Origin of the sequence: Acinetobacter sp. 766875, from assembly GCF_000582055.1 — a bacterium.
Lineage (GTDB): Bacteria > Pseudomonadota > Gammaproteobacteria > Pseudomonadales > Moraxellaceae > Acinetobacter > Acinetobacter nosocomialis.
In genome coordinates, this window is sequence record NZ_JEXX01000005.1 from 1 (window position 1) to 22348 (window position 22348).

The following is a 22348-nucleotide window of genomic DNA, read 5'->3' on the forward strand; positions in this document are numbered from 1 at the left end:
CCTGCCATAAATGCTAAAGCTTGATCTGAATCACTTAAAGATTCACGACCAGCAGATAAACGAATATAACTATGCGGCATAACAATACGTGCTACCGCAATGGTGCGGATCCATTCAATAACATCTAGTTTTTCAACATCAGCTAGAGGTGTACCTTCAATTGGTACAAGCATGTTAATTGGCACAGATTCTGGGTGAATAGGTAAGGTTGCTAACTCGTGTAATAAACCGATTCGATCTTCACGGCTTTCACCCAAACCAACAATACCACCACTACATACTTTCATACCTGCTTGGCGTACATAATCCAAAGTATTCAAACGGTCATCAAAAGTACGTGTGCTAATAATGTGAGAATAGTACTCACGAGAGGTATCTAGGTTATGGTTGTAATAATCTAAACCAGCATCTTTTAGGCGTTCTGCTTGTGATTGGTTAAGCATACCTAATGTCATACAGGTTTCCATACCTAATGCTTTAACTTCACGTACCATTTCTAAAACATATGGCATATCGCGTTCATGTGGGTTACGCCAAGCAGCACCCATACAAAAACGAGATGAACCTGAATCTTTTGCAGCTTTTGCTTCGCTAATTACTTTTTCAACAGCAATACGTTTTTCTGCTTCTAATTTTGAATCGTAATGTGCAGATTGAGAGCAATATTTGCAATCTTCAGGACATTTACCCGTTTTAATCGATAAAAGGGTGCTGACCTGAATTGTATTGGCAGTGAAGTGCTCACGGTGTACTTGCTGAGCCTTAAAAACTAAATCCAAAAAAGGTTGTTCATATAGAGCTTGGATTTCTTCACGAGTCCAATCATTACGTAGAGTCATTGTCATATCCATGATGATGGCATTAATTCACTGTACATAATCATACAGAATTCGTATTAAAGCTATAGGGCAAAAAACATCATTTTTTTAATTTGATAGCTGAAGTTGATTAAGTTGCTGTTCAATTGCCCAATCAATATGCACATTGACGATTTCGTCATGTAAATTTTTGCCTTTGTGTAGCTGATCTACAATTTCTTTTGAGTACGGTGCATTGCCTAAACCGATAGCAATATTGCGCTTAAATGACTGATAACCTGTGCGTCGTATTGGACTACCTTCTGTATTGGCTAAAAAAGTAGCTTCATCCCACTGCCAGATATCAAGCAGACTAATATTATCTAAACCATGTCTAGGGTTAAAGTCAGTAATAGAAGCTGTCTTAGCAAAGCTATTCCACGGGCAAATTAATTGACAGTCATCACAACCAAATATTCGGTTACCAATACCTGCACGTAATTCTTCATCAATAATTCCCTTATATTCGATTGTTAAATAAGCAATACAGCGTCTAGCATCTAACATATAAGGTTCAACAATCGCTTGTGTCGGGCAAATATCAATACACGCACTACACGAACCACAGTGAGATGTTGCAGGTTCATCAAAAGGTAAGTCGAGTGATGTAAATAGTTCACCTAAAACAAAGAAAGAACCTGACTTTTTATGAATGAGCAAAGTATGTTTACCTGTCCAGCCCATTCCAGCACTTTCAGCTAATGATTTCTCAAATATAGGCGCCGAGTCTGCAAAAGGGCGAGATTCAAAATCTCCCACTTTTTCACGGATACGTGTAGCTAATGTTTTTAATCTGCCTCGCATCACCTTATGGTAATCACGACCACGAGCATAACGGGCGATAATCGCAGAGTTGGGTTCAAAAGGTACATATCTTGGCTTTGGTGATTCCACCAAATAATTCATACGCACGCAAATAATACTTTTTGTGCCGGGAACTAATAGAGTCGGATCAGCCCGCTTTTCCAAATTTTCTTCTAGGTATGTCATATCTGCATGATAACCACGTTCAAGGTACTCTAAAAAACGTGGCATTTGCTCTTGAGCATCTGGTTTTGCAATGACACAATCAGCAAAACCCAAGTCTAATGCTTGAGCTTTGATCCATGCTTTTAATTCATGTGGATCAATTTGTTGCACTGCAATGCGTGATGTGTTGGAAGATGTCATAAAACCGAAAAATGCAAGAGGATAAGAATATGCAGGCAGTAGTTTACCATAGCCAAGATATCCAGGCATGGGAGCAACGTTGGTTTGCTGCGCAAAACTCATCATTAGGCTTAATGCAACAAGCAGCTTGGTCAATCACTCAACAACTCATTGTACTTTTTCAAAACCAAGATATTAAGTATATTGCTGTTTGGTGTGGACAAGGTAATAACGCTGGTGATGGCTACTTTATAGCAAGTTATCTCAAGGAAGCAGGGTTATATGTTGAAATATTTGCGGCCGAATTGGGCGAGTCAGCCGATTTACACCATGCTGTCCATTTTGCTAAGGCAAATCATGTCCAAATACATCAAGGTTTTGAGGTACACAGAACATTTGATTGTCATATTGATGCGTTATTTGGGATTGGTTTAAATCGAAAGTTAAATGATTATTGGCAACATTCTATTCAACAATTTAACGAGCAAGCTGGGTTAAAAATTTCAATTGATATACCAAGTGGCTTACATGCAAATACAGGACGAGTCTTACCTTGTGCTGTAAGGGTTGATCATACATTTACTGTTTTAGGGCTTAAAGCTGGATTATTTACAGGCCAAGGTAAAGAGTATGCGGGGCAAATTCATTTAATTAATTTAATTCCAGTAGACCAAGACCTGAAACCTCTTGCTTACCTGACGCCAACACATATCAGACTTCCTAAACGTTTGGCTTTTGGTCATAAGGGAAGTTATGGACATGTTTTGGTGATAGGTGGTCATGAGCAAATGGGCGGGGCTGTCATTATGGCTGCTGAAGCTGCCTTTCATGCAGGAGCAGGCAAAGTTACGGTAGTTTGTCACCGAAACCATCATCAGGCTATTTTGTCGAGAGCTCCTAATATTATGCTTCGTGACATTAATAATTTCGATGAAAACAGTATTAAAGAGATTTTATCTCAGGTTGATGCAGTATGTTTTGGCATGGGCTTAGGGCGTGATGAATGGGCACAGCAAATCTATCAACAGTGGTTCGATTATTTAAATCATGACTCACATTTGGAAGTTGTATTAGATGCAGATGCACTATGGTTTCTTGCCAAACAACCTAAAAAATTGGGTGCACATATTTATGCAACTCCACATCCCGGAGAAGCCGCTACTTTATTGGATTGTTCTACAGCGAAAATTGAAAATGACCGAATTGCTGCTATTTATGCGTTGCAACAAAAATATGCGGCTCAATGGGTGCTGAAAGGTGCGGGCAGCTTAATTTTAGAGAATAAGTTATATATTTGTACCCAAGGTAATGCTGGTATGGGAACGGGCGGCATGGGAGACATATTAGCGGGTATGATCGCAAGCTTAAAAGCCCAGTTCCACAAAGGTATTGCATTACATGAGATTGTAACTCTTCATGCTCAGGCAGGGGACCAACTGGCAAAAAACGGAATACGTGGTTTACAAGCTTATGAAATGAATCAGGCAATTACTCGAGTAGTAAATAATCAATAAAGCTTTAACGTCTACGGCTACTCGAACGGCTGCGTCCACGTGCCATACCACCTAAAGCATTCAAGACAGAAAGTTTACTCATACTTCCTGAAGCATGGGCATGGCAAATCGCAGCAGCAAGAGCATCGGCTGCATCGGCTTGAGGTTTAATAGTTAGGTTGAGTAAACGCATGACCATCATTTGTACTTGCTCTTTATCGGCAGCACCATAACCCACTACGGATTGTTTTATTTGTCGGGCTGTATATTCTGCAACTTGTAAATCTAAATTAACTAAGGCGGCTATTGCAGCTCCTCGGGCTTGCCCTAGTTTTAAAGCAGAGTCCGGATTTTGTGCCATAAAAACTTGTTCAACCGCAGCTTCAGTTGGGCCATGAAATTTTACAATTCGCTCAACACCAGCAAAGATACGTTTTAAGCGCTCAGGCATTTCTTGAGTTTCTGTTCGGATTGTACCAGCATCGACAAAACGCAGTTTACTACCATCTTTTTCAATGATTCCATAACCTGTTAAGCGTGAACCTGGGTCAATTCCAATAATCAATGCCATGTGTAGACTTACATAAATAGTTTAGAGAGTATTGTTGCATAGCCAAAAAGGTTCTGCATAAGTAATTTAACCAATGCTGATATAAACGGTTATTTTTCGATTTCTAACTCTACTGATGTATATTTTGTTAGGTACTTTTTGGACCTTAATCGTAATTGGTCTAAGATCACTTGATGTAATTCTAGTTTAATGGAATACTTATCTATAAATATGGAATTGGGTCTGGTCGATGGATGATATCAACATCAGGATTGCACATCGAATAAGGGAGCTGCGTTTAGCACGTGGATATACTTTGGATGTGCTAGCTGCCCGATGCCAAGTTAGCCGTTCAGCTATTTCTTTAATTGAAAGAGGGGAAGCGAGTCCAACGGCAGTTGTTCTTGAAAAACTAGCCAATGGTCTAGAAGTACCTTTAACTAAAATTTTTACGAACGAAACAACTAGTCCATCTCCTCAACCATTTATTCGCAGAAATGAACAAGTTGAGTGGCAAGATCCGGAAACTGGATATGTTCGCCGTACTGTCTCACCACCAAATTTAAAACTACCATTTCAAATTGTTGAAATTGAATTCCCTCCTCATGCTCGAATTACGTATGAAATTAGTGAAAGCTCTAAAGTAGTACAACAGCAACTTTGGGTAGTTGAAGGGCAAATTGATATTCAACTGGGCAAAAACTCTTATGCATTGGGCGAAGGGGATTGCTTAGCTATGCAATTAGATCAACCCGTCATATATAGCAATAATTCATCACAAGTCGCTCGCTATATTTTAGTCGTCTCTAATCAACTCGTGTCTGCTCTTAAGGAATCTTCATGAACTATTCCCTTGATTCTAATTTTCGTTTAATTGATTGTAATGAAGCAGAACATGCGGCAGCTATATTAGAGATTTTAAATGAGGCAATTGTTAATTCTACAGCATTGTATGACTATGTACCGCGTTCGCTTGATTCAATGAAAACTTGGTTTTCGGTAAAAACCAGAAATAGTTTTCCTGTAATCGGGGCTGTAGATGAGTCAGGTAAGTTATTAGGATTTGCTAGTTGGGGAGCTTTCAGAGCTTTTCCGGCTTATAAGTATACGGTTGAGCATAGTATCTATATTCATCATGAACATCGGGGCTGTGGTTTAAGTAAAGTTTTAATGCAAGCGTTAATTCAGCGGGCTCAAGAGGCTCAGATTCATGTATTGATTGGTTGTATTGATGCGACAAATCAAGCCAGTATTGGGCTCCACGAAAAACTCGGTTTCACACATGCAGGTACTTTTAAACAGGTAGGCTTTAAATTTGGACAATGGTTAGATGCTGCATTTTATCAGCTAATTTTAAATACACCATTTGAACCAGTGGATGGGTAAATTATTGAATTTTTGGGTAGACAATGACTCAGTTCAAAGTAAGAAAATTTGAACTGAGTCATAGCATGGATTTATAAAATACCTAATAGTTCTAATCTCTTTTCATGTAAAATCACTTATTTCATATAATAAAAGAGCTCAATTTAGGAAAAAATTGCAATCTTGTAGAAAAAACACTTGATAAAGTTGTTATAGCACTCATTAATAATAAAGTATGGCTATTTTATTAATTTAAATCAGTCTTATTGATAGTATTGCAGCATTTGGGTTTAGCCATGTTTTTAGGTTAAAAGAAAACATTGCCTAAGCTTCACTACAAGCTCTTTAATCCGTATTTTAACTGAAAATGGTTCATGGATTAGATAGCTAAAACTGCAATGAATTTTCTTTTTGAGATAGATAAAGTTTTACATGAATTTACTTCTTATTGTGGTTCTGGGCGCGATTGTTGAAATTGCCGTATGGATTGGCGTAGCACAGTTCATCAGTGGATGGTATGTGTTTTTCTGGTTCATTATTGCTTTCTTTATTGGTCTTACGCTTATTCGCAAAAGTACGGCTGGTATTATGCCGCAATTACAACAAATGCAGATGACCGGGCAATTAGGCAGTGATCCGACAGTAACTAAAAAACTAGCATATGCTTTTGCAGGTTTTTTATTGATGGTGCCTGGTCTGGTATCTGATGTGTTAGCGCTTTTAATTCTAATTCCAGGCGTGCAAACTGCGTTTCGTAATATCGCAATGAGAACACTTGCAAAGCGTCAGCAAGCAATGATGGAAAAAATGATGGGTGGCATGGGCGGAGCAGGTGCTGGTCAAAACCCATTTGCTGATTTAATGCGTCAAATGCAGGATATGCAGAACTCACAAGGTGGCAATCAATACCGTGGTGACTCCAGCATTATCGATGGCGAAGCGAGAGAAGTTACCCCAGACCATAAGAAAATTGAACATAAAAATAAGGATTGATTAATTCCTTATATAAAAATAAAAGGCCTAAATCTTAAATGATTAGGCCTTTTTTAATATTCTATCGATTATTAATTTGAACAATCAGCATTATCTGTTCCAGCTTGAGCTATTACAGTTGAATTTTCTTCTGACTTCGTCTGAGGTTGATACTTGTTTGAAGGTAGAGCTGTCTGCTTGTTTTCAGATTGTTGATATTTCCGGCTTCTATTGGCTCTTTCACGAAAGCCACCTTTATTAATGAGCTGGGTGTGTGACATGGATTGGCCTAGAAAATGAACTATTCATGTATTTTAACAAATTCAGCAAAATATCAAAATAAGAAAAATAGTACAGAAAAAATAATATTTAATTTATCTCCTTGTATAAACTAAATTTTTTAAAAATGAACGCATTGTTCATTCAGATTGAATTCTCTTTTCATTTCACATAGGATAAATATAAAGGATGTATAAATTAAAAATTGTAGCAAACCTATTAAAACAACAACGGTTGAAGTGAGGGAAGGAGGGTTACCTATGATATATCAATATCATTGTGCGTGTTGTGACAAAGTTGTGGCATCAACTGACAAATCATGTCCATATTGTGGTTCACATCATATTCGTAGTCCTTATGGGTTATGGATGTTTTGTGTGATGGCTTGTTTGGCAGTAGTTGTTGTATTCAAAGTTGTCCATATTTATATTCAAAATCATCAGGATACACCTACTCAATCGACTTTATTAGATGTACTAAATGAAGGTGATAAAACTACGAAACAGTAGTAGTGCTTAATTTGCTACATACTTTTAAATAATGTGTGTTGGAAAGTTTATTGCTTAATTTTAACAAAATATAAAAAATAATAAAAAAAGCCCGCATTAAGCGGGCTTTTAATATATAGGGCTTAAAGGCCCGCCGCATCTTTAAGTACTTCAACTTTGTCAGTTTTTTCCCATGTGAATGCAGAATCTGAACCTTCACGACCAAAATGACCGTAAGCAGCTGTCTGTTTATACATTGGTTGAATCAAGTTAAGCATACGAGTAATACCAAATGGACGTAAATCAAAATGCTCACGTACTAATTGGATAATTAACTCATCAGAAACTTTTGCAGTACCAAAAGTATTGATTGAAATAGAAGTTGGTTCTGCAACACCAATTGCATAACTCACCTGAATTTCACATTTGTCAGCAAGTCCAGCCGCAACAATATTTTTAGCAACATAACGACCAGCGTATGCAGCTGAACGGTCTACTTTAGATGGATCTTTACCAGAGAATGCCCCCCCGCCGTGACGAGCCATACCACCATAAGTATCAACAATGATTTTACGACCTGTTAAACCACAGTCGCCTACAGGGCCACCGATAACAAACATACCAGTCGGGTTAATATGGAATTTAGTGGCTGCATGGAACATTTCAGCAGGGATGATCGGTTTGATAATTTCTTCAATTACAGCTTCTTTAAGCTGAGTTTGAGTAATTTCAGGATCATGTTGAGTAGAAAGTACTACTGCGTCTAAACGTACAGGCTTGCCATTTTCATACGCAAAAGTAACCTGACTTTTTGCATCAGGACGTAACCATGGTAATGCACCTGAACGACGAAGCTCAGCTTGACGCTCCATTAAACGGTGAGCATAAGAAATAGGAGCTGGCATAAGCACATCAGTTTCACGACTTGCATAACCAAACATTAAACCTTGGTCACCAGCACCTTGATCTTCAGGTTTTTGGCGATCCACACCTTGTGCAATCTCAGGTGATTGTTTACCAATCATGTTGATTACGGCACAAGTTGATCCATCAAAGCCTAGATCTGAATGGTGATAACCGATACCGTTAACAGTTTGGCGAACTACAGCTTCTACATCAATATTCGCAGTTGTTGTGATTTCACCTGCAAGTACAACAGCGCCTGTTTTTACCAGTGTTTCACAAGCAACACGTGCGTATGGGTCTTCTTTTAAGATTGCATCCAAAATAGCGTCGCTAATTTGGTCGGCCATTTTATCGGGATGACCTTCGCTTACAGATTCCGAGGTAAAAACAGCGTACTCGCGCATGAAAGTCCTATCTTGGTTATTTCAAAAAGACATAATATGTTACATCGACTTGAGCTTGAGGACCAGTTCATACTGACTAAAAAGCATGAATTTCTTTCATTTCTACTATGTTTTAATTGATAAGTGTATCAGGGAAATTGATATAGCTAGATGAAAATTAATTATTTTTATATAAAAAATTTAAAAAAATGTCTAAATTTTAAACATTTGATTTTGTTAAATATTAACCAAAAATTTTAGACTATGAAGCGAAAGACTATAATTAAAGAGAATAAATATAACTTTATATGCTGATCAAAGGGGGATATCTCGACAAATGTTGAGGATAGAAGTACCCGTAAATAGTATTGTTTTACACAGCTTAAGAATCTAAATGTTTTTTGAGTAACCAAGAAAAGGTTAAAAATAAAGAAATATACCGTGTTGGGGTTTACCCCTAGGCGTTTTTTTAAGACAATATAGCGGCATTGAATGGTTATTCATCATCTTCTTTTCATCAATCTATTAAAATTGGATTCTGATCTATGACGACCCCTTTAAACGAACGTCGTATTGCAAACGCAATTCGTGTATTGGCAATGGATGCTGTGCAACAGGCAAACTCAGGGCATCCAGGTGCTCCAATGGGGATGGCAGATATTGCTGATGTCGTCTGGCGCGAGTTTTTAAATCACAACCCAACTAATCCACAATGGGCAAACCGTGACCGTTTTGTTTTGTCAAATGGTCATGGTTCAATGTTGCAATATGCTTTGCTTCATTTAACAGGTTATGATCTTTCAATTGAAGATTTAAAACAATTCCGTCAATTGCATTCAAAAACTCCTGGTCACCCTGAATATGGTTATGCACCAGGGATTGAAACAACGACTGGTCCTTTAGGTCAAGGTATTGCAAACGCCGTTGGTTTTGCATTGGCTGAAAAAACTTTAGCTGCTCAATTCAATAAAGATGATTTAAAAGTAGTTGATCACTTCACTTATTGTTTCTTGGGTGACGGCTGTTTGATGGAAGGTATTTCTCACGAAGTATGTTCATTGGCAGGTACTTTACAGCTTGGTAAATTGATTGCTTATTATGATGACAACGGCATTTCGATTGATGGTGAAGTAGAAGGCTGGTTTAGTGATGATACTGAAGAGCGTTTTAAAGCTTATGGCTGGCAAGTTCTTCGTGTAGATGGCCATGATGCTGATGCTATTCGTCAAGCAACAGTTGAAGCTAAAGCTGAAACTCAAAAACCAACGATTATTATTTGTAAAACAATTATTGGTTTAGGTTCTCCAAACAAACAAGGCAAAGAAGATTGTCACGGTGCGCCATTAGGTAAAGATGAAATTACCTTAACTCGTGAAGCTTTAGGTTGGACTGAAGAAGCATTTGTTATTCCTGCTGATGTATATGCTGCATGGGATGCTAAAGCAAAAGGTAATGAAGCTGAAGCAGCTTGGAATGAAGTATTTGCTCAATACCAAGCAAAATATCCTACAGAAGCAGCTGAGTTACTTCGTCGTATTAACGGTGATTTACCAGCAGAGTTTTCAGCTCAAGCAGATGCGTTTATTCGTGAGACAAATGCTAAAGCTGAAACTGTAGCAACTCGTAAAGCAAGTCAAAACACATTACAAGCATTTGGTCCTTTATTACCTGAATTATTAGGTGGTTCTGCGGACTTGGCTGGTTCTAACTTAACACTTTGGAAAGGTTGCCAAGGTGTTCAAGAAAACCCAGCGGGTAACTACGTGTACTATGGTGTACGTGAGTTTGGTATGACTGCAATTGCAAATGGTGTTGCATTACATGGCGGTTTCATTCCTTACGTGGCAACATTCTTAATGTTTATGGAATATGCACGTAACGCAGTGCGTATGTCTGCATTGATGAAACAACGTGTAATTCATGTTTATACACATGACTCAATTGGTTTAGGTGAAGATGGTCCAACACACCAACCAATTGAACAAATTGCTTCTTTACGTGGTACACCAAACTTAAATACTTGGCGTCCTGCTGATACTGTTGAAACAGCAATTGCATGGAAATCTGCTTTAGAGCGTAAAGATGGCCCTACAGCACTTATTTTCTCTCGTCAAAACTTGCCATTCCAAACGCGTACTGAAGAACAAATTCAGAATGCAGCAAAAGGTGGTTATGTTCTTGCTCAAGAGAAAGGCGAGTTGAAAGCAATTATTATTGCTACTGGTTCTGAAGTTTCTTTAGCAATGGAAGCTTATGCTCAGCTTGAAGGTGTTCGAGTTGTTTCAATGCCATGTGCTGAAGAGTTCATGAAACAAGATGCTGCATACCGTGAAGCTGTATTGCCAGCTCATATCCGTGCACGTGTTGCGGTTGAAGCAGCTCATGTTGACTACTGGTGGAAGTTTGTTGGTCTTGATGGCAAAGTAATTGGTATGTCAACTTATGGTGAGTCAGCACCAGCGAAAGACTTGTTCCAATTCTTTGGTATTACAACTGAAGCTGTAGTAGCTGCAGTAAAAGAATTGACTGCTTAATCTAATTAAGTAGTATAAAAAAAGCGCTCTGATTGGGGCGCTTTTTTTATAAATTTTTTAAATATTAAGCTCAGTTTGAATTGAAATATTAGAAGTTAAAAGCTTATGAATTGGGCAGCTTTCAGCAACTTTTAAAAGTCGTTTATGTTGATCTTCAGTAAATTCACCCTTTAGCGTAATTTTACGTTCAATGTTATTTTGACCAGCTTCCGGATCACCATTTGGATTTAAAGCTAAATCGACTTGTACATGCTCAAGCTTAATTCCTTTGTGATTTGCATACATTTCTAGTGTAATTGTAGTGCACGCGCCTAAAGCTGATAGTAAAAGCTGAACTGGATTTGGAGCTGTATCTTGTCCACCTTTATCAGTTGGTTCGTCTGCAAACCATTGATGACCTGACGGATCGGTAAGTGTTACTCGGTACGGAGTAGAAGTGCTTTGTGCTTGAACAGTGTTAGCCATGTTTTACCTTGTTATTTATCAATAAAATCGAAGTAAAAACCAATAAATCTGAAGGTTTCGGATAGAAAAATATCTATACTTTATAATATGGGTTTTGAATAACAACTGTAACGCTTTTATTGTTGCATGGATGAAACATATCGTTTTATAAAGAATAGTGAATTAAATTACTTGATGTATACACTAACGACTATATCAATAAAGGATACGAAAAATGCATCTTAAAACATTAAGCTTCGGTTTAGCAGCAGCGTTGGCAAGTACAGTTACTTTAGCTGCACCAGTGGATTATAAAATTGACCCAACACATACAGCGACTGTTTTCTCATGGAATCACTTTGGTTTTTCAACCCCAAGCGCTAACTTCTCGGACATCCAAGGTGTAATTAAAGTTGATAATGCTAAACCAGCAAATTCTTCTGTAAATGTGACAATTCCTTTAAGCAGTGTAAATACAAACGTGCCTGCTTTAGATAAAGAATTCCAACAAGAAGCTTGGTTTAATGCAGCTAAATATCCAAATATCACTTTCAAAAGTACGAAAGTAGAAACTAAAGATAAAAAACACTTCAAAATTACTGGTGACCTAACTGTTAAAGGTGTCACTAAGCCAGTTGTACTTGATGCTGTTTTAAACAAACAGGGTGAACACCCAATGGCAAAAGTTCCAGCGATTGGTTTCAATGCGACAACTTCATTCAATCGTTCTGATTTCGGTCTAGGCAACTATGTGCCTAATGTAGGTGATAAAATCACTGTAAACATTACGACTGAAGCAACGGCAGCTAGTGCAGCTAAAAAATAAGTTGTAAGTTTTCTAAAAAGTCCTCAATGATGAGGACTTTTTTAATTAGATTGGTTCTTTTTTATCGGGTTCTATAAAAACTAAGGGTTGAGAAGGATCTACATTTCTTTTTTCGGCTTTTTCTCTTAAAAATTGATAAGTTGGCACTTTCATTTTTGCCTGATCACGTAATTTCTTTTTAATATAAAGAACAAGAGCAAAGCAGGTGGTTGCTACGGTCAGCATCATGCCATTCATATAACTCATGATCGAACTTACGTAACCAATGGTGGTTAAGCGATGCATCATACGCTCAACTTGAGTACTAGTTTCAATACCAGTGATGGCCCAACTGCATAAATGTTCACAATTATTAATGATCAAATGATAATGGTTTTCGTGCATGCGTGAGCGCATACGTCGAACAACCACTTTTCCTTTGTAGCGTGGCGCATCATAAGAACGCACATGAATTTTTTTGCCATGAGAAAAGGCATCTAATGAAGTAATTTCAATGGGTCGTTTTTTGATGAAATGTGCTAGGCCTGAATAATGAATAACTCGACCTCTCCCAGCGTAAATACCATGATGGCTATAGCCGAGATGTTTTACAATAAGATGAGCCCCTAAAGGGTAGCGTTTATTTGTTTGTTGCATTTTCACGCTGATCCAATAAAGTTTTGATCACTTTTATTAAAAGCTGTTCACTATTATAACGAATATAGTTGTGCTCTAGTGTATTGTTTAGGTGGAATAAGCGCCTTTCGGGTATATATCACATCAAAGCATTTTATTTAATAAAGTATTGCTATGAACAGAAAATGACATATGAGGTTTGCCATTAATGAAAATACTCATGCTGTGTATTATTAATTTTATGGTCTTTGGGCAATCTGCTTTAGCAGAAGAGTATAGCCAAATGCAAAATGCTACCGATGATCAATTTGAAGTCATTGAAATTTCAAATTTAAATCAATTGCGCTTATTTTTGCAAAATCCAAAAACGAATCAATATTATAAAAGCTTCGATAATATTCAGCGCCAACTCAAATCATGTGAACAGCTTACTTTTGCGATGAATGGAGGTATGTTCCATTCTGGTTTTTCTCCAGTAGGGCTATATATTGAACAAGAAAGACAGCTCCAGCCCTTAAATGAAGATAATGGATGGGGTAACTTCTTTTTGCAGCCTAATGGAGTTTTAGCATGGAATGACAAACAAGCGGTTATACTGACAACTGAACAATATAAAGCAAAAGCTTTTCAACCCGAATATGCAACTCAATCTGGCCCTATGTTGCTGATTAATAGCAAAATAAATCCGTTATTTCTAGCAAATAGCGATTCAAAGAAAATACGTAATGGGGTAGGTATAAAAAATAATAAACTTTATTTTGTGATCTCTAAAAATAGAGTGAATTTTTATAATTTTGCTGAATTTTTCCAAAAAGGTCTTAACGTAGAGCAGGCATTATACCTAGATGGTTCTATCTCTAGTTTGTATTTGCCTAAGAATAACCGTAATGATAGAAAATTTTATATGGGACCTATTATTGGTTTAGTCAGCCACACAAATTGTGAAGTCAAATAAAATACAAAAAAGCCAGTACATGACTGGCTTTATAATTAATGAATAGATGGTTTTTGAATGAGTTCATTTAACTCTTTACGGCTATACCCACGGGAAATAAGAACTTTTTTTATTCCCATAATGACATCTTCATCTGTTGCTTGTGCAAGCGCACTTAGAAGTTGTTCATTAGTTTTACATGAGCAGTCATTTTCAACACAAGCAGTTTGATTCTTATGCTCGTTATGCTGTTGATCTGCTAAGAACAGCTTTTGCCAAAAACTCATAGAGCCTTCATATACAACCTAACATAGATCGAAATATAGCCAAATTAAATTAAAATACAAGTCTCTATAAGTGATAAATCCACCAGTTGAACTAGAGAATTTTCGATAGTAATGGTTGAGTTAAACGAAATTATGACGAATAGATGACTTGATATTTTTTTTAAATTTAAATACTTAATTAAAAGATATTGAAAAATAAGGAGATATTTAACCTCCTTATAAAATAGAGTTACATTGAAAAATTTTGTTTAAATCTTCTCGAGTAATACACCTGACTCAACATGATGTGTATAAGGAAACTGATCGAACAAAGCAAACTTAGTCACTTGATGAGTTTTTGTGAGTGTTTTTAAATTTTCATATAAAGTGTCGGGATTACATGAAATGTAGATAATACGCTCAAAACCTTGCAAAAGTTTTAAAGTTTCATCATCAATTCCCGCACGCGGAGGATCTACAAATACAGTATCAAAATCATAACTTCGAATATCAATATTTGCTTCTTGTAGACGGCGGAACTCGCGCTCACCTTGATAAGCTTGAGTAAACTCTTCAGCTGATAGACGTGCTACCTGAATATTATCAATCTGGTTTTGTTCAATATTCCATTGAGCAGCATAAACTGATGATTTTGCAAGTTCGGTAGCAAGTACGCGTTCGAATTTTAGTGATAATGGAAGGGTAAAGTTACCGTTACCACAATAAAGTTCTAGTAAGTGTTTTTTCGAACCCTCAGCTGCATCACATGCCCATTGCAGCATTTTTTTGCAAACTTGTGCATTCGGCTGCGTAAAGCTACTTTCAATTTGTTTGTACTTGAATGTACGGTTTGAAAGTTCAAATTCTTCTACAACAAAGTCATCGCCAATAACAACTTTCTGACCTCGGCTACGGCCCATAATTTTAATATTTAGTTTTTCAGCAAGTGCTTTAGCTGCTTGTTCCCACTCCTGATTAAGTTTACGGTGATAAATCAGGGTAACTAGCATTTCTCCACTAAGTGTTGCGAGAAAATCAACTTCAAATAAACGCTGTGAAAGTAAAGGCTCAGCTTTGAGTTCTGCTAAAAGGCGAGGCATTAAATCGTTAATGCTTTTGTCTGCAATAGGAAACTCATCTATGCGGACAACTGTTTTTTGCTTATCTTCATCGTTACGTTCAAACATGGCATAGAACATATCATTTTCTGTATGCCAGATCCGAAATTCAGCACGCATACGGAAATGTTGTTCAGGTGATTCAAACACTTCTAATGTAGGCGGTGTAAATTCAGAAAATTGAGTAGTAATGCGATCAATTTTAGCTTGAAGTTGTTGACGATAAGAAGAGGTCATAGACAAAGAAAATTTAGACAGAATCAAATAGTGAATGGTATCAAAAAAATCGAGCTTGCAGGAGCCAATTTTAGTCAGATATTCATAAAGAAATAGGGTACTTAAATTAGAGATGATTTAAGACGCGGTTAATAAAATCTGATTTTATTGCTCTATATTGATCGGGATCTAAATGGCTACACTGTAATTTTAATTGATTATATTCATGCACCAACAGCGGTGAATCTATAAGCTTATTTCTAAATGTTAAGAAAAACGTAAATACTGAATCGGCTACTACAATTTGAAATGCAACTTCATCATCGTTCATTGATTCAAGCATGCAAAGCTCATGTGTCCTAAGGGTATTTTGTTTTTCTATAAAATTAAGTGTTTTTAATTGTTCTATTGCGAATTCAAATTGATCAGACATCACTTCAATATAAATGTCTAAATCACCTTTTGAAATCGCATTCGGGATTGCAGACGAACCAATATGCTCAATTTTGGCAAATGGTACAAGGCAGGAGATATTCTTTTTATATGAGTTGAAAAGATCAATACAATTTTGTTGATATTGTTCTGGTTCTAAAAAGATCATTATGAAATTCGCTAATCGATAACATTTATATATTTAAAAAGAGATTACTCGATTAAACAAAAAAGCCCAAATACTGAAATTTGGGCTTTTCGATAAATTATCTGTTAATCCGACATGGTCATTAAGCTTGCATTGCCACCAGCCGCAGCTGTATTCACACTAATTGCACGCTCAATTACTAAACGTTCAAGTGGAATTGACTCGTTTGATTCAACATGTGTAATGCCTACAATTGCACCAGAGCGGCTTGCAATTTCTTGCTGTAATGAGAGAACCTCTTCACGGCTACCATGGTGCAAAACAGCATCAAAATCATCTGTAGTGATGTTTTTGATAGTCGTAATTGCATCAAGTACATCTTTTGGCAACGTTTGCTTATGTTTTGCCAACAATGGACTATTTGGCATTACAGCAGCTTGACTACCCACTGCAAAAATTGCGAGCAATTGATGTAATTGATTTTGTTCATTGTCGGCAATTGAAAGCACACGGTGACGCGGCAAAATAATATATTGGTTACTTTCCCCAGTAGGGCCTTGTAACTCATAAAACTTGCCTACACCAAATGGTTCAATTTCACGACTTGCTTGTGGTAAATGTTGTTTCGCCCAGTTTTGTAAGCTTTGATAAACTTCGCGGTTAAAGCCTTCAAAAATGGTTTGCTCATTTTTTACCGCAAATGGAGTTGCTAATACTTTGTTTGAACAATCCTGCATTAAGCGATACATGTAAAGAGGGCCACCCGCTTTAGGACCTGTACCAGATAAACCTTCACCACCGAATGGTTGAACGCCAACAACGGCCCCAACAATATTACGGTTGATATAAAGGTTACCAACTTCAGCATGTTGAATTACGGTTTGGATGGTTTCATCAATACGAGTATGTAGACCCATTGTTAAGCCATAACCTTTAGCATTAATGCGTGAGATGAGTTGTTCAAGCTCACCATACTTATAGGTAATGATATGTAAAACCGGACCAAAAACTTCACGCTGTAAGTCATCGAGGTTAGGTAACTCAATTGCTGTTGGTACAACAAAAGTTCCTTTATCTAATTCAGTTTGGCTTGTCGCTCCAAACATCAATTGATGTACTGGATAGCCCTTAGACTTCATTTTTTGGATGTGCTGGTCAATCGTCTGTTTTGCTTCGTCATCAATAACTGGACCAATGTCAGTTTTTAAAATAGCAGGGTTGCCTACAATTAACTGTTGCATTGCACCTTTAAGCATTTTAATAACGGTTGCAGCACTATCTTCTTGTACACATAAAATACGCAAAGCAGAGCAACGTTGACCCGCGCTATCAAATGCAGAACTTACAACATCAAGTACAACTTGTTCAGTTAATGCAGATGAGTCCACAATCATTGCATTCTGGCCACCAGTTTCTGCAATGAGAGGAATAGATTGACCATTAGCAGCTAAACGTTTTGCAACTGTCTTCTGCAAAATTTTTGCAACTTCAGTTGAACCGGTAAACATGATGCCATCAATACGTCGATCTTGGCTAAGCTGAGTACCTACTGTTTCACCACGACCTGGTAATAACTGTACAGCACCATGTGGAATACCAGCTTCCCATAAAATTTGCACTGCTTGAGCCGCGATTAAAGGTGTTTGTTCAGCAGGTTTTGCAATAACACAGTTACCACTGACTAATGCTGCAGCAATTTGACCAGAGAAAATTGCAAGAGGGAAGTTCCATGGGCTAATACAAAGTACAGTACCAAGTGGCTGAATCGTTGTATTTGCAGGAAGATTCTCAACTTGAGTTGCGTAGTAACGTAAGAAATCTACAGCTTCACGAACTTCTGCAATTGCATTGGCATAAGTTTTACCACTTTCACGGCAAAGTAATACCATTAACTCTTGTATACGGCTTTCCATAAGGTCAGCTGCACGTTTTAAATATTGTGCACGTTGAACTTTAGGTGTATTTGCCCATTCAATTTGTATTTGTTCAGCTGCATTCAATGCAATTTCTACATCATTAAGATCAGCTTCTTGTACATACCCGACAATTTCATCATTTTGTGCTGGATTTGTAATTGCAACAGAATGGCGTTGTTCTGTTGAAGCGTTATTTCCTAGTAGTGGATGGCTTTGCCAAACACGGTTACGAAGTTGTTGAGCTGTGCTATCTAAAGCTTCAAGCGGCGTGTCGTTTGCTAAGTCATATCCTTTAGAGTTTTTACGGAGTGTGCCGTACATATCTAAAGGAAGAGGAATTGATGGGTGTTTTAAACCAATTGAGCCTTCAAGCTTAGCTGCATTGCGTATATCGTAAATTGGAGACTGAATGAGGTCTTCAACTTTAAGTGTTTTATCGGCAATACGGTTAACAAATGAAGTATTTGCACCATTTTCAAGTAAACGACGAACCAGATAAGCTAATAAAGTTTCATGGTTCCCAACTGGAGCATAAATACGGCATGGCACGCCTAATTTATTTTGCTCACGTGGACCAACAACTTGTTCATAAAGCGGTTCACCCATACCATGTAGGCATTGGAATTCATATTGACCAGCATAATACTTGCTTGGATCAGCTAAATGATAAATTGTTGCTAGTGTTTGAGCATTGTGAGTCGCAAATTGTGGATAGATGAACTCAGGCGCTGCAAGTAATTTTTTAGCACAAGCAATATAAGACAGATCTGTATGCACTTTACGTGTGAAGACAGGGTAGTCATCCATACCTTCGATTTGCGCTTTCTTGATTTCGCTATCCCAATATGCACCTTTTACAAGGCGAATCATGAGACGCTTTTGGCTGCGTTTAGCAAGATCAATAATATAATCAACTACGAAGAAACAGCGTTTTTGGTAAGCTTGAATAACGAATCCAATACCTTTCCAGTTCTCAAGTTCTGGCTCAAAACAAAGACGCTCAAGTAACTCAAGAGAAATTTCTAAACGTTCAGATTCTTCTGCATCGATATTTAAACCAATGTTGTACTGTTTAGCTAAACGAGCGAGTTCAAATACTTTGCCGTAGAGTTCTTTGTGAACACGTTCAATTTGCGCACGTTGGTAACGTGGATGTAAAGCAGAAAGCTTAATTGAGATACCAGGGCCATCATAAACGCCTTTACCATTAGATGCTTTACCAATTGCATGAATGGCTTGTGTGTAATCGTTAAAGTAGCGTTCAGCATCATGTTCGGTTAAGGCAGCTTCACCTAACATGTCATAAGAATAGCGGAAACCTTTATCTTCAAGTACTTTTGCGTGGTCGACAGCTTCTTCGATGGTTTCACCAGTTACAAACTGTTCACCCATCATGCGCATTGCTACATCAACTGCTTTACGAATAATGCCACGACCACTACGGGCTAACAGGCCAGTAAGTACACTTGAAAGACTGGTTTGCTTTGGTGTCTCCATAAGCTTACCGGTTAACATGAGGCCCCATGCTGCAGCATTTACAAACATTAAGCTACTTTGGCCAACGTGTTCTTTCCAGTTACCTTGATTGATTTTATCGCGAATGAGCAAATCACGTGTTGCTGTGTCTGGTATACGAAGCAAAGCTTCAGCAAGACACATCAAAGCCACGCCTTCTTGTGAAGAAAGAGAGAATTCTTGTAATAACCCTTGAACAATACCCGCTTTACCCGAAGAGGTCTTACGTTCACGTAAATTATGGGCAAGGTTAAATGCAAGGTCATAAATTTTATGATCTAAATCATCAGATACCGCAGCAGCTTGTAATAGCTCTTCTACAGCTTCAGGTTCAGCACGACGCCAAGCTGTATTAATGCGTTGTTCAAACTCACTTTTATCGTTGAATTCGGTGATATAGCCTTGGTGAGATTTATCCATTTGATGAAAAGTATCCATTGTGTTCATATCTATTTCCGCCAACCAGCTCTCATAAACTCATCTTGAGTAGAGAGGTTTAGATAATTTATCATTACAGAAGAAACACCGAATAACTCACTATATTTTGCCCATTTTTTAGAGGAAAATTCAGATGAATGGCCCCTTATTAAGCCTTGATCGTACAGATTTAAAAATTTTGGATATTCTTCAAACAGATGGGCGTATTTCCAACAGTAGATTGGCTGAACTTGTAAACCTATCTCCAACTGCAGTTATGGCCCGGGTGCAGAAGCTGACGAAGGATGAATTTATCTTGGGTTATGAAGCTAAATTAAATCCAGTTAAGTTAAATGCAAATTTTTTGGTTTTTGTTGAAGTCTTACTCGATAAAACAACACCCAATGTTTTAGATGAGTTTATTGACGCAGTAGTGCATTATCCAGAGATCGTTGAATGCCATATGGTTAGTGGCGGATTTGATTTTTTAATTAAATTACGAAGTGGCAGTATGGAAGAGTTTAGACGTATTGCTGGGCAGGTACTATGGCAATTACCAGGTGTGAAAGAAACGCGTAGCTACCCTGTGATGCAAGTTGTAAAAGATAGTTCAAAAATTAAAATCAAAACTAAAAATAAATAAAAAGGGGCCGAAGCCCCTTTTTATTTTATTCATTTTTATACACTTTCTTTATAGAGTTTATCAGCTTGTTCGAAGCGGTCAGTTACATCAGTATTTGGAGTTTTGCTAATCAAGCTCACTACGATGATGCTGATAAATGCACAGATAAAGCCAGGAATAATTTCGTAAACACCGGTGCTTGCGAAAAGATTTTTCCAACCAATTACAACAACTGCACCTACGATCATACCTGCTAAAGCACCTTCTAAAGTCATACGTTTCCAGAACAATGACAATATGATGAGTGGTCCAAATGCGGCACCAAAACCAGCCCACGCATAAGCAACAAGACCAAGAACTTTACTGTCAGGATTACCAGCGAGCACAATTGCCAGAACAGCAATTGCAAGTACCATGATACGGCCAACCCATACAAGCTCTTTTTGAGAAGCATTTTTACGGATGAAGCCTTTGTATAAATCTTCAGTTAGCGCACTTGAACATACCAACAGTTGACAGCTTAATGTACTCATAACCGCAGCTAAAATAGCAGCTAGGATGATACCGACAAGCCATGGATTGAATAAAATTTTAGTCAATTCCATAAATACAGTTTCAGGGTTTTTACTTACAACACCTGCAAGCTCAGGATGTTGCTGGAAATAAGCAATACCAAAGAAACCGGCACCGACAGCACCGACTAAACATAAAATCATCCAAGTCATGCCAATACGGCGCGCAGCAGGAATTGATTTTACGGAGTCAGCAGCCATGAAACGTACAAGAATATGCGGTTGGCCAAAATAGCCTAAACCCCAAGCCATTGAAGATAAAACGGCCACCACACTTAAATCTGAAACGATGTTAAATGCATGTGGACGAGCAGTTTCAATAAGCGTTACAAACTGAGTTGTGTCGCCAATTGCAAGGTAAGTTACGATTGGGGTGAGCAAAAGGGCAAAAATCATTAAGCCAGCTTGGAAAGTATCAGTCCAGCTAATTGCCAAAAATCCACCAATACAAACATAACTGATTGTTGCAATAGCACTTAACCAGATTGCGGTGGTATACGACATACCAAATAAATTTTCAAATAAACGAGCGCCAGCTACCATACCTGAGGCACAGTAAATTGCGAAGAAAACCAAGATAATAACGGCAGAGAAAATACGAAGAATCTTTTTCTTGTCATCAAATCGACTTGTAAAATAGTCGGGCAGAGTGAGTGCATTATTTTGGATTTCAGTATGAACGCGTAATCGACCAGCAACCAGTAACCAGTTAAGCCAAGCACCGATAATTAGACCAATTGCAATCCACGCTTCAGATAAACCAGAAAGATAAATCGCTCCTGGTAAGCCCATGAGTAACCAACCACTCATGTCTGATGCGCCTGCGGATAATGCAGTAACGAAACTGCCTAAACTACGACCACCAAGAATATAATCAGAGAAGTCGCTTGTAGCACGGTAGGCAAATAAGCCGATAAGTACCATTGCTACGATGTACACCATAAACATGATGAGGGTGGGATCAAAATAACTCATAATGGATGTGTGTCCTTATATCCATAATCCGTGATTGTAACCTAATCCAGGTCGCTGTTTTCTTGTACGGCATTTCAAGAGGTTGAGATTCAACCACAAAAGAAATTTTTTGCTCTGTTATCTTTGTGATGTGTTTTGTGTATTTTTATGTAAACCAATGTAATTTTAATTACAATTAAAATTAAACTAAATTTAATCAATAGTTTATGTAGTGTAAATAATTTATTTATTGTTTAGAAAATTATAAAAATAGTAAATTTAGAAAATGGATCAGCATGTTTGGTTACAAAATTAGCAATGACAATATATGTCTCAAGAAAAAATTTGACATGAGTTGAGTGTTTTCGCATCAATTT

21 protein-coding genes are annotated in these 22348 nt (G+C 37.6%); 9 read left to right on the forward strand and 12 right to left on the reverse strand.

The annotated features are described in order from the left end of the window. On the reverse strand, positions 1-839 hold an 839-nt coding region (bioB, locus tag J576_RS06225; protein WP_033855531.1), incomplete at its 3' end, for a biotin synthase BioB. Between the two features lie 87 nt (positions 840-926). Further along, positions 927-2027, reverse strand: a complete 1101-nt coding sequence (gene queG, locus J576_RS06230; protein WP_002049834.1) for a tRNA epoxyqueuosine(34) reductase QueG — start codon at positions 2025-2027, stop codon at positions 927-929. Between the two features lie 29 nt (positions 2028-2056). Here queG and J576_RS06235 point away from each other — a divergent pair, with 29 nt between their 5' ends. Then, positions 2057-3520 (forward strand): bifunctional ADP-dependent NAD(P)H-hydrate dehydratase/NAD(P)H-hydrate epimerase, encoded by a 1464-nt coding sequence (locus J576_RS06235; protein ID WP_002049980.1) that lies wholly within the window; start codon positions 2057-2059, stop codon positions 3518-3520. 4 nt (positions 3521-3524) lie between these two features. On the opposite strand, the gene ruvC is transcribed toward J576_RS06235, so the two are convergent. Next, entirely contained in the window at positions 3525-4070 is a 546-nt protein-coding gene (gene ruvC, locus J576_RS06240) for a crossover junction endodeoxyribonuclease RuvC (protein WP_002050094.1), read from the reverse strand. 229 nt (positions 4071-4299) lie between these two features. On the opposite strand from ruvC, the gene J576_RS06245 reads away from it, so the two are divergent. The 3 genes from J576_RS06245 to J576_RS06255 all read left to right on the forward strand — a co-directional run bounded on the left by J576_RS06245 (position 4300) and on the right by J576_RS06255 (position 6407). Beyond that, positions 4300-4893, forward strand: coding sequence for a helix-turn-helix domain-containing protein (locus J576_RS06245; protein WP_025467807.1), 594 nt, complete (start codon positions 4300-4302; stop codon positions 4891-4893). Further along, on the forward strand, positions 4890-5435 hold the full coding sequence (locus J576_RS06250) for a GNAT family N-acetyltransferase (RefSeq protein ID WP_002049789.1): 546 nt from the start codon (positions 4890-4892) through the stop codon (positions 5433-5435). The genes J576_RS06245 and J576_RS06250 overlap by 4 nt, the downstream gene beginning before the upstream one ends. A gap of 411 nt (positions 5436-5846) precedes the next feature. Further along, a complete protein-coding gene (locus J576_RS06255) occupies positions 5847-6407 on the forward strand; it encodes an FxsA family protein (protein ID WP_002049974.1) in 561 nt (186 codons plus the stop codon). A 71-nt stretch (positions 6408-6478) separates the two neighbouring features. On the opposite strand, the gene J576_RS06260 is transcribed toward J576_RS06255, so the two are convergent. Then, entirely contained in the window at positions 6479-6667 is a 189-nt protein-coding gene (locus J576_RS06260) for a hypothetical protein (protein ID WP_002050045.1), read from the reverse strand. Between the two features lie 258 nt (positions 6668-6925). On the opposite strand from J576_RS06260, the gene J576_RS20310 reads away from it, so the two are divergent. Then, entirely contained in the window at positions 6926-7174 is a 249-nt protein-coding gene (locus J576_RS20310; protein ID WP_025467808.1) for a hypothetical protein, read from the forward strand. Positions 7175-7296: 122 nt separating this feature from the next. Here J576_RS20310 and metK read toward each other — a convergent pair whose 3' ends face one another. Next, positions 7297-8463, reverse strand: a complete 1167-nt coding sequence (gene metK / locus J576_RS06270; RefSeq protein ID WP_002049844.1) for a methionine adenosyltransferase — start codon at positions 8461-8463, stop codon at positions 7297-7299. Positions 8464-8987: 524 nt separating this feature from the next. On the opposite strand from metK, the gene tkt reads away from it, so the two are divergent. Then, on the forward strand, positions 8988-10976 hold the full coding sequence (tkt, locus tag J576_RS06275) for a transketolase (protein WP_002050084.1): 1989 nt from the start codon (positions 8988-8990) through the stop codon (positions 10974-10976). A gap of 57 nt (positions 10977-11033) precedes the next feature. Here tkt and J576_RS06280 read toward each other — a convergent pair whose 3' ends face one another. Further along, a complete protein-coding gene (locus tag J576_RS06280; protein WP_002049929.1) occupies positions 11034-11441 on the reverse strand; it encodes an OsmC family protein in 408 nt (135 codons plus the stop codon). Positions 11442-11655: 214 nt separating this feature from the next. Here J576_RS06280 and J576_RS06285 point away from each other — a divergent pair, with 214 nt between their 5' ends. Beyond that, positions 11656-12246 (forward strand): YceI family protein, encoded by a 591-nt coding sequence (locus J576_RS06285; RefSeq protein WP_002049792.1) that lies wholly within the window; start codon positions 11656-11658, stop codon positions 12244-12246. 45 nt (positions 12247-12291) lie between these two features. Here J576_RS06285 and J576_RS06290 read toward each other — a convergent pair whose 3' ends face one another. Beyond that, positions 12292-12882: a lecithin retinol acyltransferase family protein gene (locus J576_RS06290; protein WP_002050195.1), complete on the reverse strand. Its 591-nt coding sequence runs from the start codon at positions 12880-12882 to the stop codon at positions 12292-12294. 187 nt (positions 12883-13069) lie between these two features. Here J576_RS06290 and J576_RS06295 point away from each other — a divergent pair, with 187 nt between their 5' ends. Then, complete coding sequence (locus tag J576_RS06295) at positions 13070-13816, forward strand: phosphodiester glycosidase family protein (RefSeq protein WP_002050073.1); 747 nt, start codon at positions 13070-13072, stop codon at positions 13814-13816. Positions 13817-13851: 35 nt separating this feature from the next. Here J576_RS06295 and J576_RS06300 read toward each other — a convergent pair whose 3' ends face one another. The 4 genes from J576_RS06300 to putA all read right to left on the reverse strand — a co-directional run bounded on the left by J576_RS06300 (position 13852) and on the right by putA (position 19853). Then, positions 13852-14082 (reverse strand): hypothetical protein, encoded by a 231-nt coding sequence (locus tag J576_RS06300; protein ID WP_002050077.1) that lies wholly within the window; start codon positions 14080-14082, stop codon positions 13852-13854. Between the two features lie 248 nt (positions 14083-14330). Continuing rightward, entirely contained in the window at positions 14331-15416 is a 1086-nt protein-coding gene (gene trmA, locus J576_RS06305; protein ID WP_002050002.1) for a tRNA (uridine(54)-C5)-methyltransferase TrmA, read from the reverse strand. A 106-nt stretch (positions 15417-15522) separates the two neighbouring features. Then, entirely contained in the window at positions 15523-15996 is a 474-nt protein-coding gene (locus tag J576_RS06310) for a GrpB family protein (RefSeq protein WP_002049858.1), read from the reverse strand. Between the two features lie 104 nt (positions 15997-16100). Continuing rightward, a complete protein-coding gene (gene putA / locus J576_RS06315) occupies positions 16101-19853 on the reverse strand; it encodes a trifunctional transcriptional regulator/proline dehydrogenase/L-glutamate gamma-semialdehyde dehydrogenase (RefSeq protein ID WP_002050079.1) in 3753 nt (1250 codons plus the stop codon). Between the two features lie 124 nt (positions 19854-19977). Here putA and J576_RS06320 point away from each other — a divergent pair, with 124 nt between their 5' ends. After that, positions 19978-20466 (forward strand): Lrp/AsnC ligand binding domain-containing protein, encoded by a 489-nt coding sequence (locus J576_RS06320; RefSeq protein ID WP_001014235.1) that lies wholly within the window; start codon positions 19978-19980, stop codon positions 20464-20466. A 35-nt stretch (positions 20467-20501) separates the two neighbouring features. Here J576_RS06320 and putP read toward each other — a convergent pair whose 3' ends face one another. Continuing rightward, positions 20502-21992: a sodium/proline symporter PutP gene (putP, locus tag J576_RS06325; RefSeq protein WP_002050014.1), complete on the reverse strand. Its 1491-nt coding sequence runs from the start codon at positions 21990-21992 to the stop codon at positions 20502-20504. Positions 21993-22348 lie beyond the last annotated feature (356 nt).

Excerpts from the sequence above, each read along its gene's own strand:
- J576_RS06255 (WP_002049974.1), top strand. The coding sequence starts at position 5,847 with ATGAATTTACTTCTTATTGTGGTTCTGGGCGCGATTGTTGAAATTGCC.
- J576_RS06250 (WP_002049789.1), top strand. The coding sequence starts at position 4,890 with ATGAACTATTCCCTTGATTCTAATTTTCGTTTAATTGATTGTAATGAA.
- putA (WP_002050079.1), bottom strand. The coding sequence starts at position 19,853 with ATGAACACAATGGATACTTTTCATCAAATGGATAAATCTCACCAAGGC.
- J576_RS06285 (WP_002049792.1), top strand. The coding sequence starts at position 11,656 with ATGCATCTTAAAACATTAAGCTTCGGTTTAGCAGCAGCGTTGGCAAGT.
- J576_RS20310 (WP_025467808.1), top strand. The coding sequence starts at position 6,926 with ATGATATATCAATATCATTGTGCGTGTTGTGACAAAGTTGTGGCATCA.
- J576_RS06290 (WP_002050195.1), bottom strand. The coding sequence starts at position 12,882 with ATGCAACAAACAAATAAACGCTACCCTTTAGGGGCTCATCTTATTGTA.
- J576_RS06310 (WP_002049858.1), bottom strand. The coding sequence starts at position 15,996 with ATGATCTTTTTAGAACCAGAACAATATCAACAAAATTGTATTGATCTT.
- metK (WP_002049844.1), bottom strand. The coding sequence starts at position 8,463 with ATGCGCGAGTACGCTGTTTTTACCTCGGAATCTGTAAGCGAAGGTCAT.
- J576_RS06300 (WP_002050077.1), bottom strand. The coding sequence starts at position 14,082 with ATGAGTTTTTGGCAAAAGCTGTTCTTAGCAGATCAACAGCATAACGAG.
- J576_RS06320 (WP_001014235.1), top strand. The coding sequence starts at position 19,978 with ATGAATGGCCCCTTATTAAGCCTTGATCGTACAGATTTAAAAATTTTG.
- tkt (WP_002050084.1), top strand. The coding sequence starts at position 8,988 with ATGACGACCCCTTTAAACGAACGTCGTATTGCAAACGCAATTCGTGTA.
- J576_RS06280 (WP_002049929.1), bottom strand. The coding sequence starts at position 11,441 with ATGGCTAACACTGTTCAAGCACAAAGCACTTCTACTCCGTACCGAGTA.
- trmA (WP_002050002.1), bottom strand. The coding sequence starts at position 15,416 with ATGACCTCTTCTTATCGTCAACAACTTCAAGCTAAAATTGATCGCATT.
- putP (WP_002050014.1), bottom strand. The coding sequence starts at position 21,992 with ATGAGTTATTTTGATCCCACCCTCATCATGTTTATGGTGTACATCGTA.
- ruvC (WP_002050094.1), bottom strand. The coding sequence starts at position 4,070 with ATGGCATTGATTATTGGAATTGACCCAGGTTCACGCTTAACAGGTTAT.
- queG (WP_002049834.1), bottom strand. The coding sequence starts at position 2,027 with ATGACATCTTCCAACACATCACGCATTGCAGTGCAACAAATTGATCCA.
- J576_RS06260 (WP_002050045.1), bottom strand. The coding sequence starts at position 6,667 with ATGTCACACACCCAGCTCATTAATAAAGGTGGCTTTCGTGAAAGAGCC.
- J576_RS06295 (WP_002050073.1), top strand. The coding sequence starts at position 13,070 with ATGAAAATACTCATGCTGTGTATTATTAATTTTATGGTCTTTGGGCAA.
- J576_RS06235 (WP_002049980.1), top strand. The coding sequence starts at position 2,057 with ATGCAGGCAGTAGTTTACCATAGCCAAGATATCCAGGCATGGGAGCAA.
- J576_RS06245 (WP_025467807.1), top strand. The coding sequence starts at position 4,300 with ATGGATGATATCAACATCAGGATTGCACATCGAATAAGGGAGCTGCGT.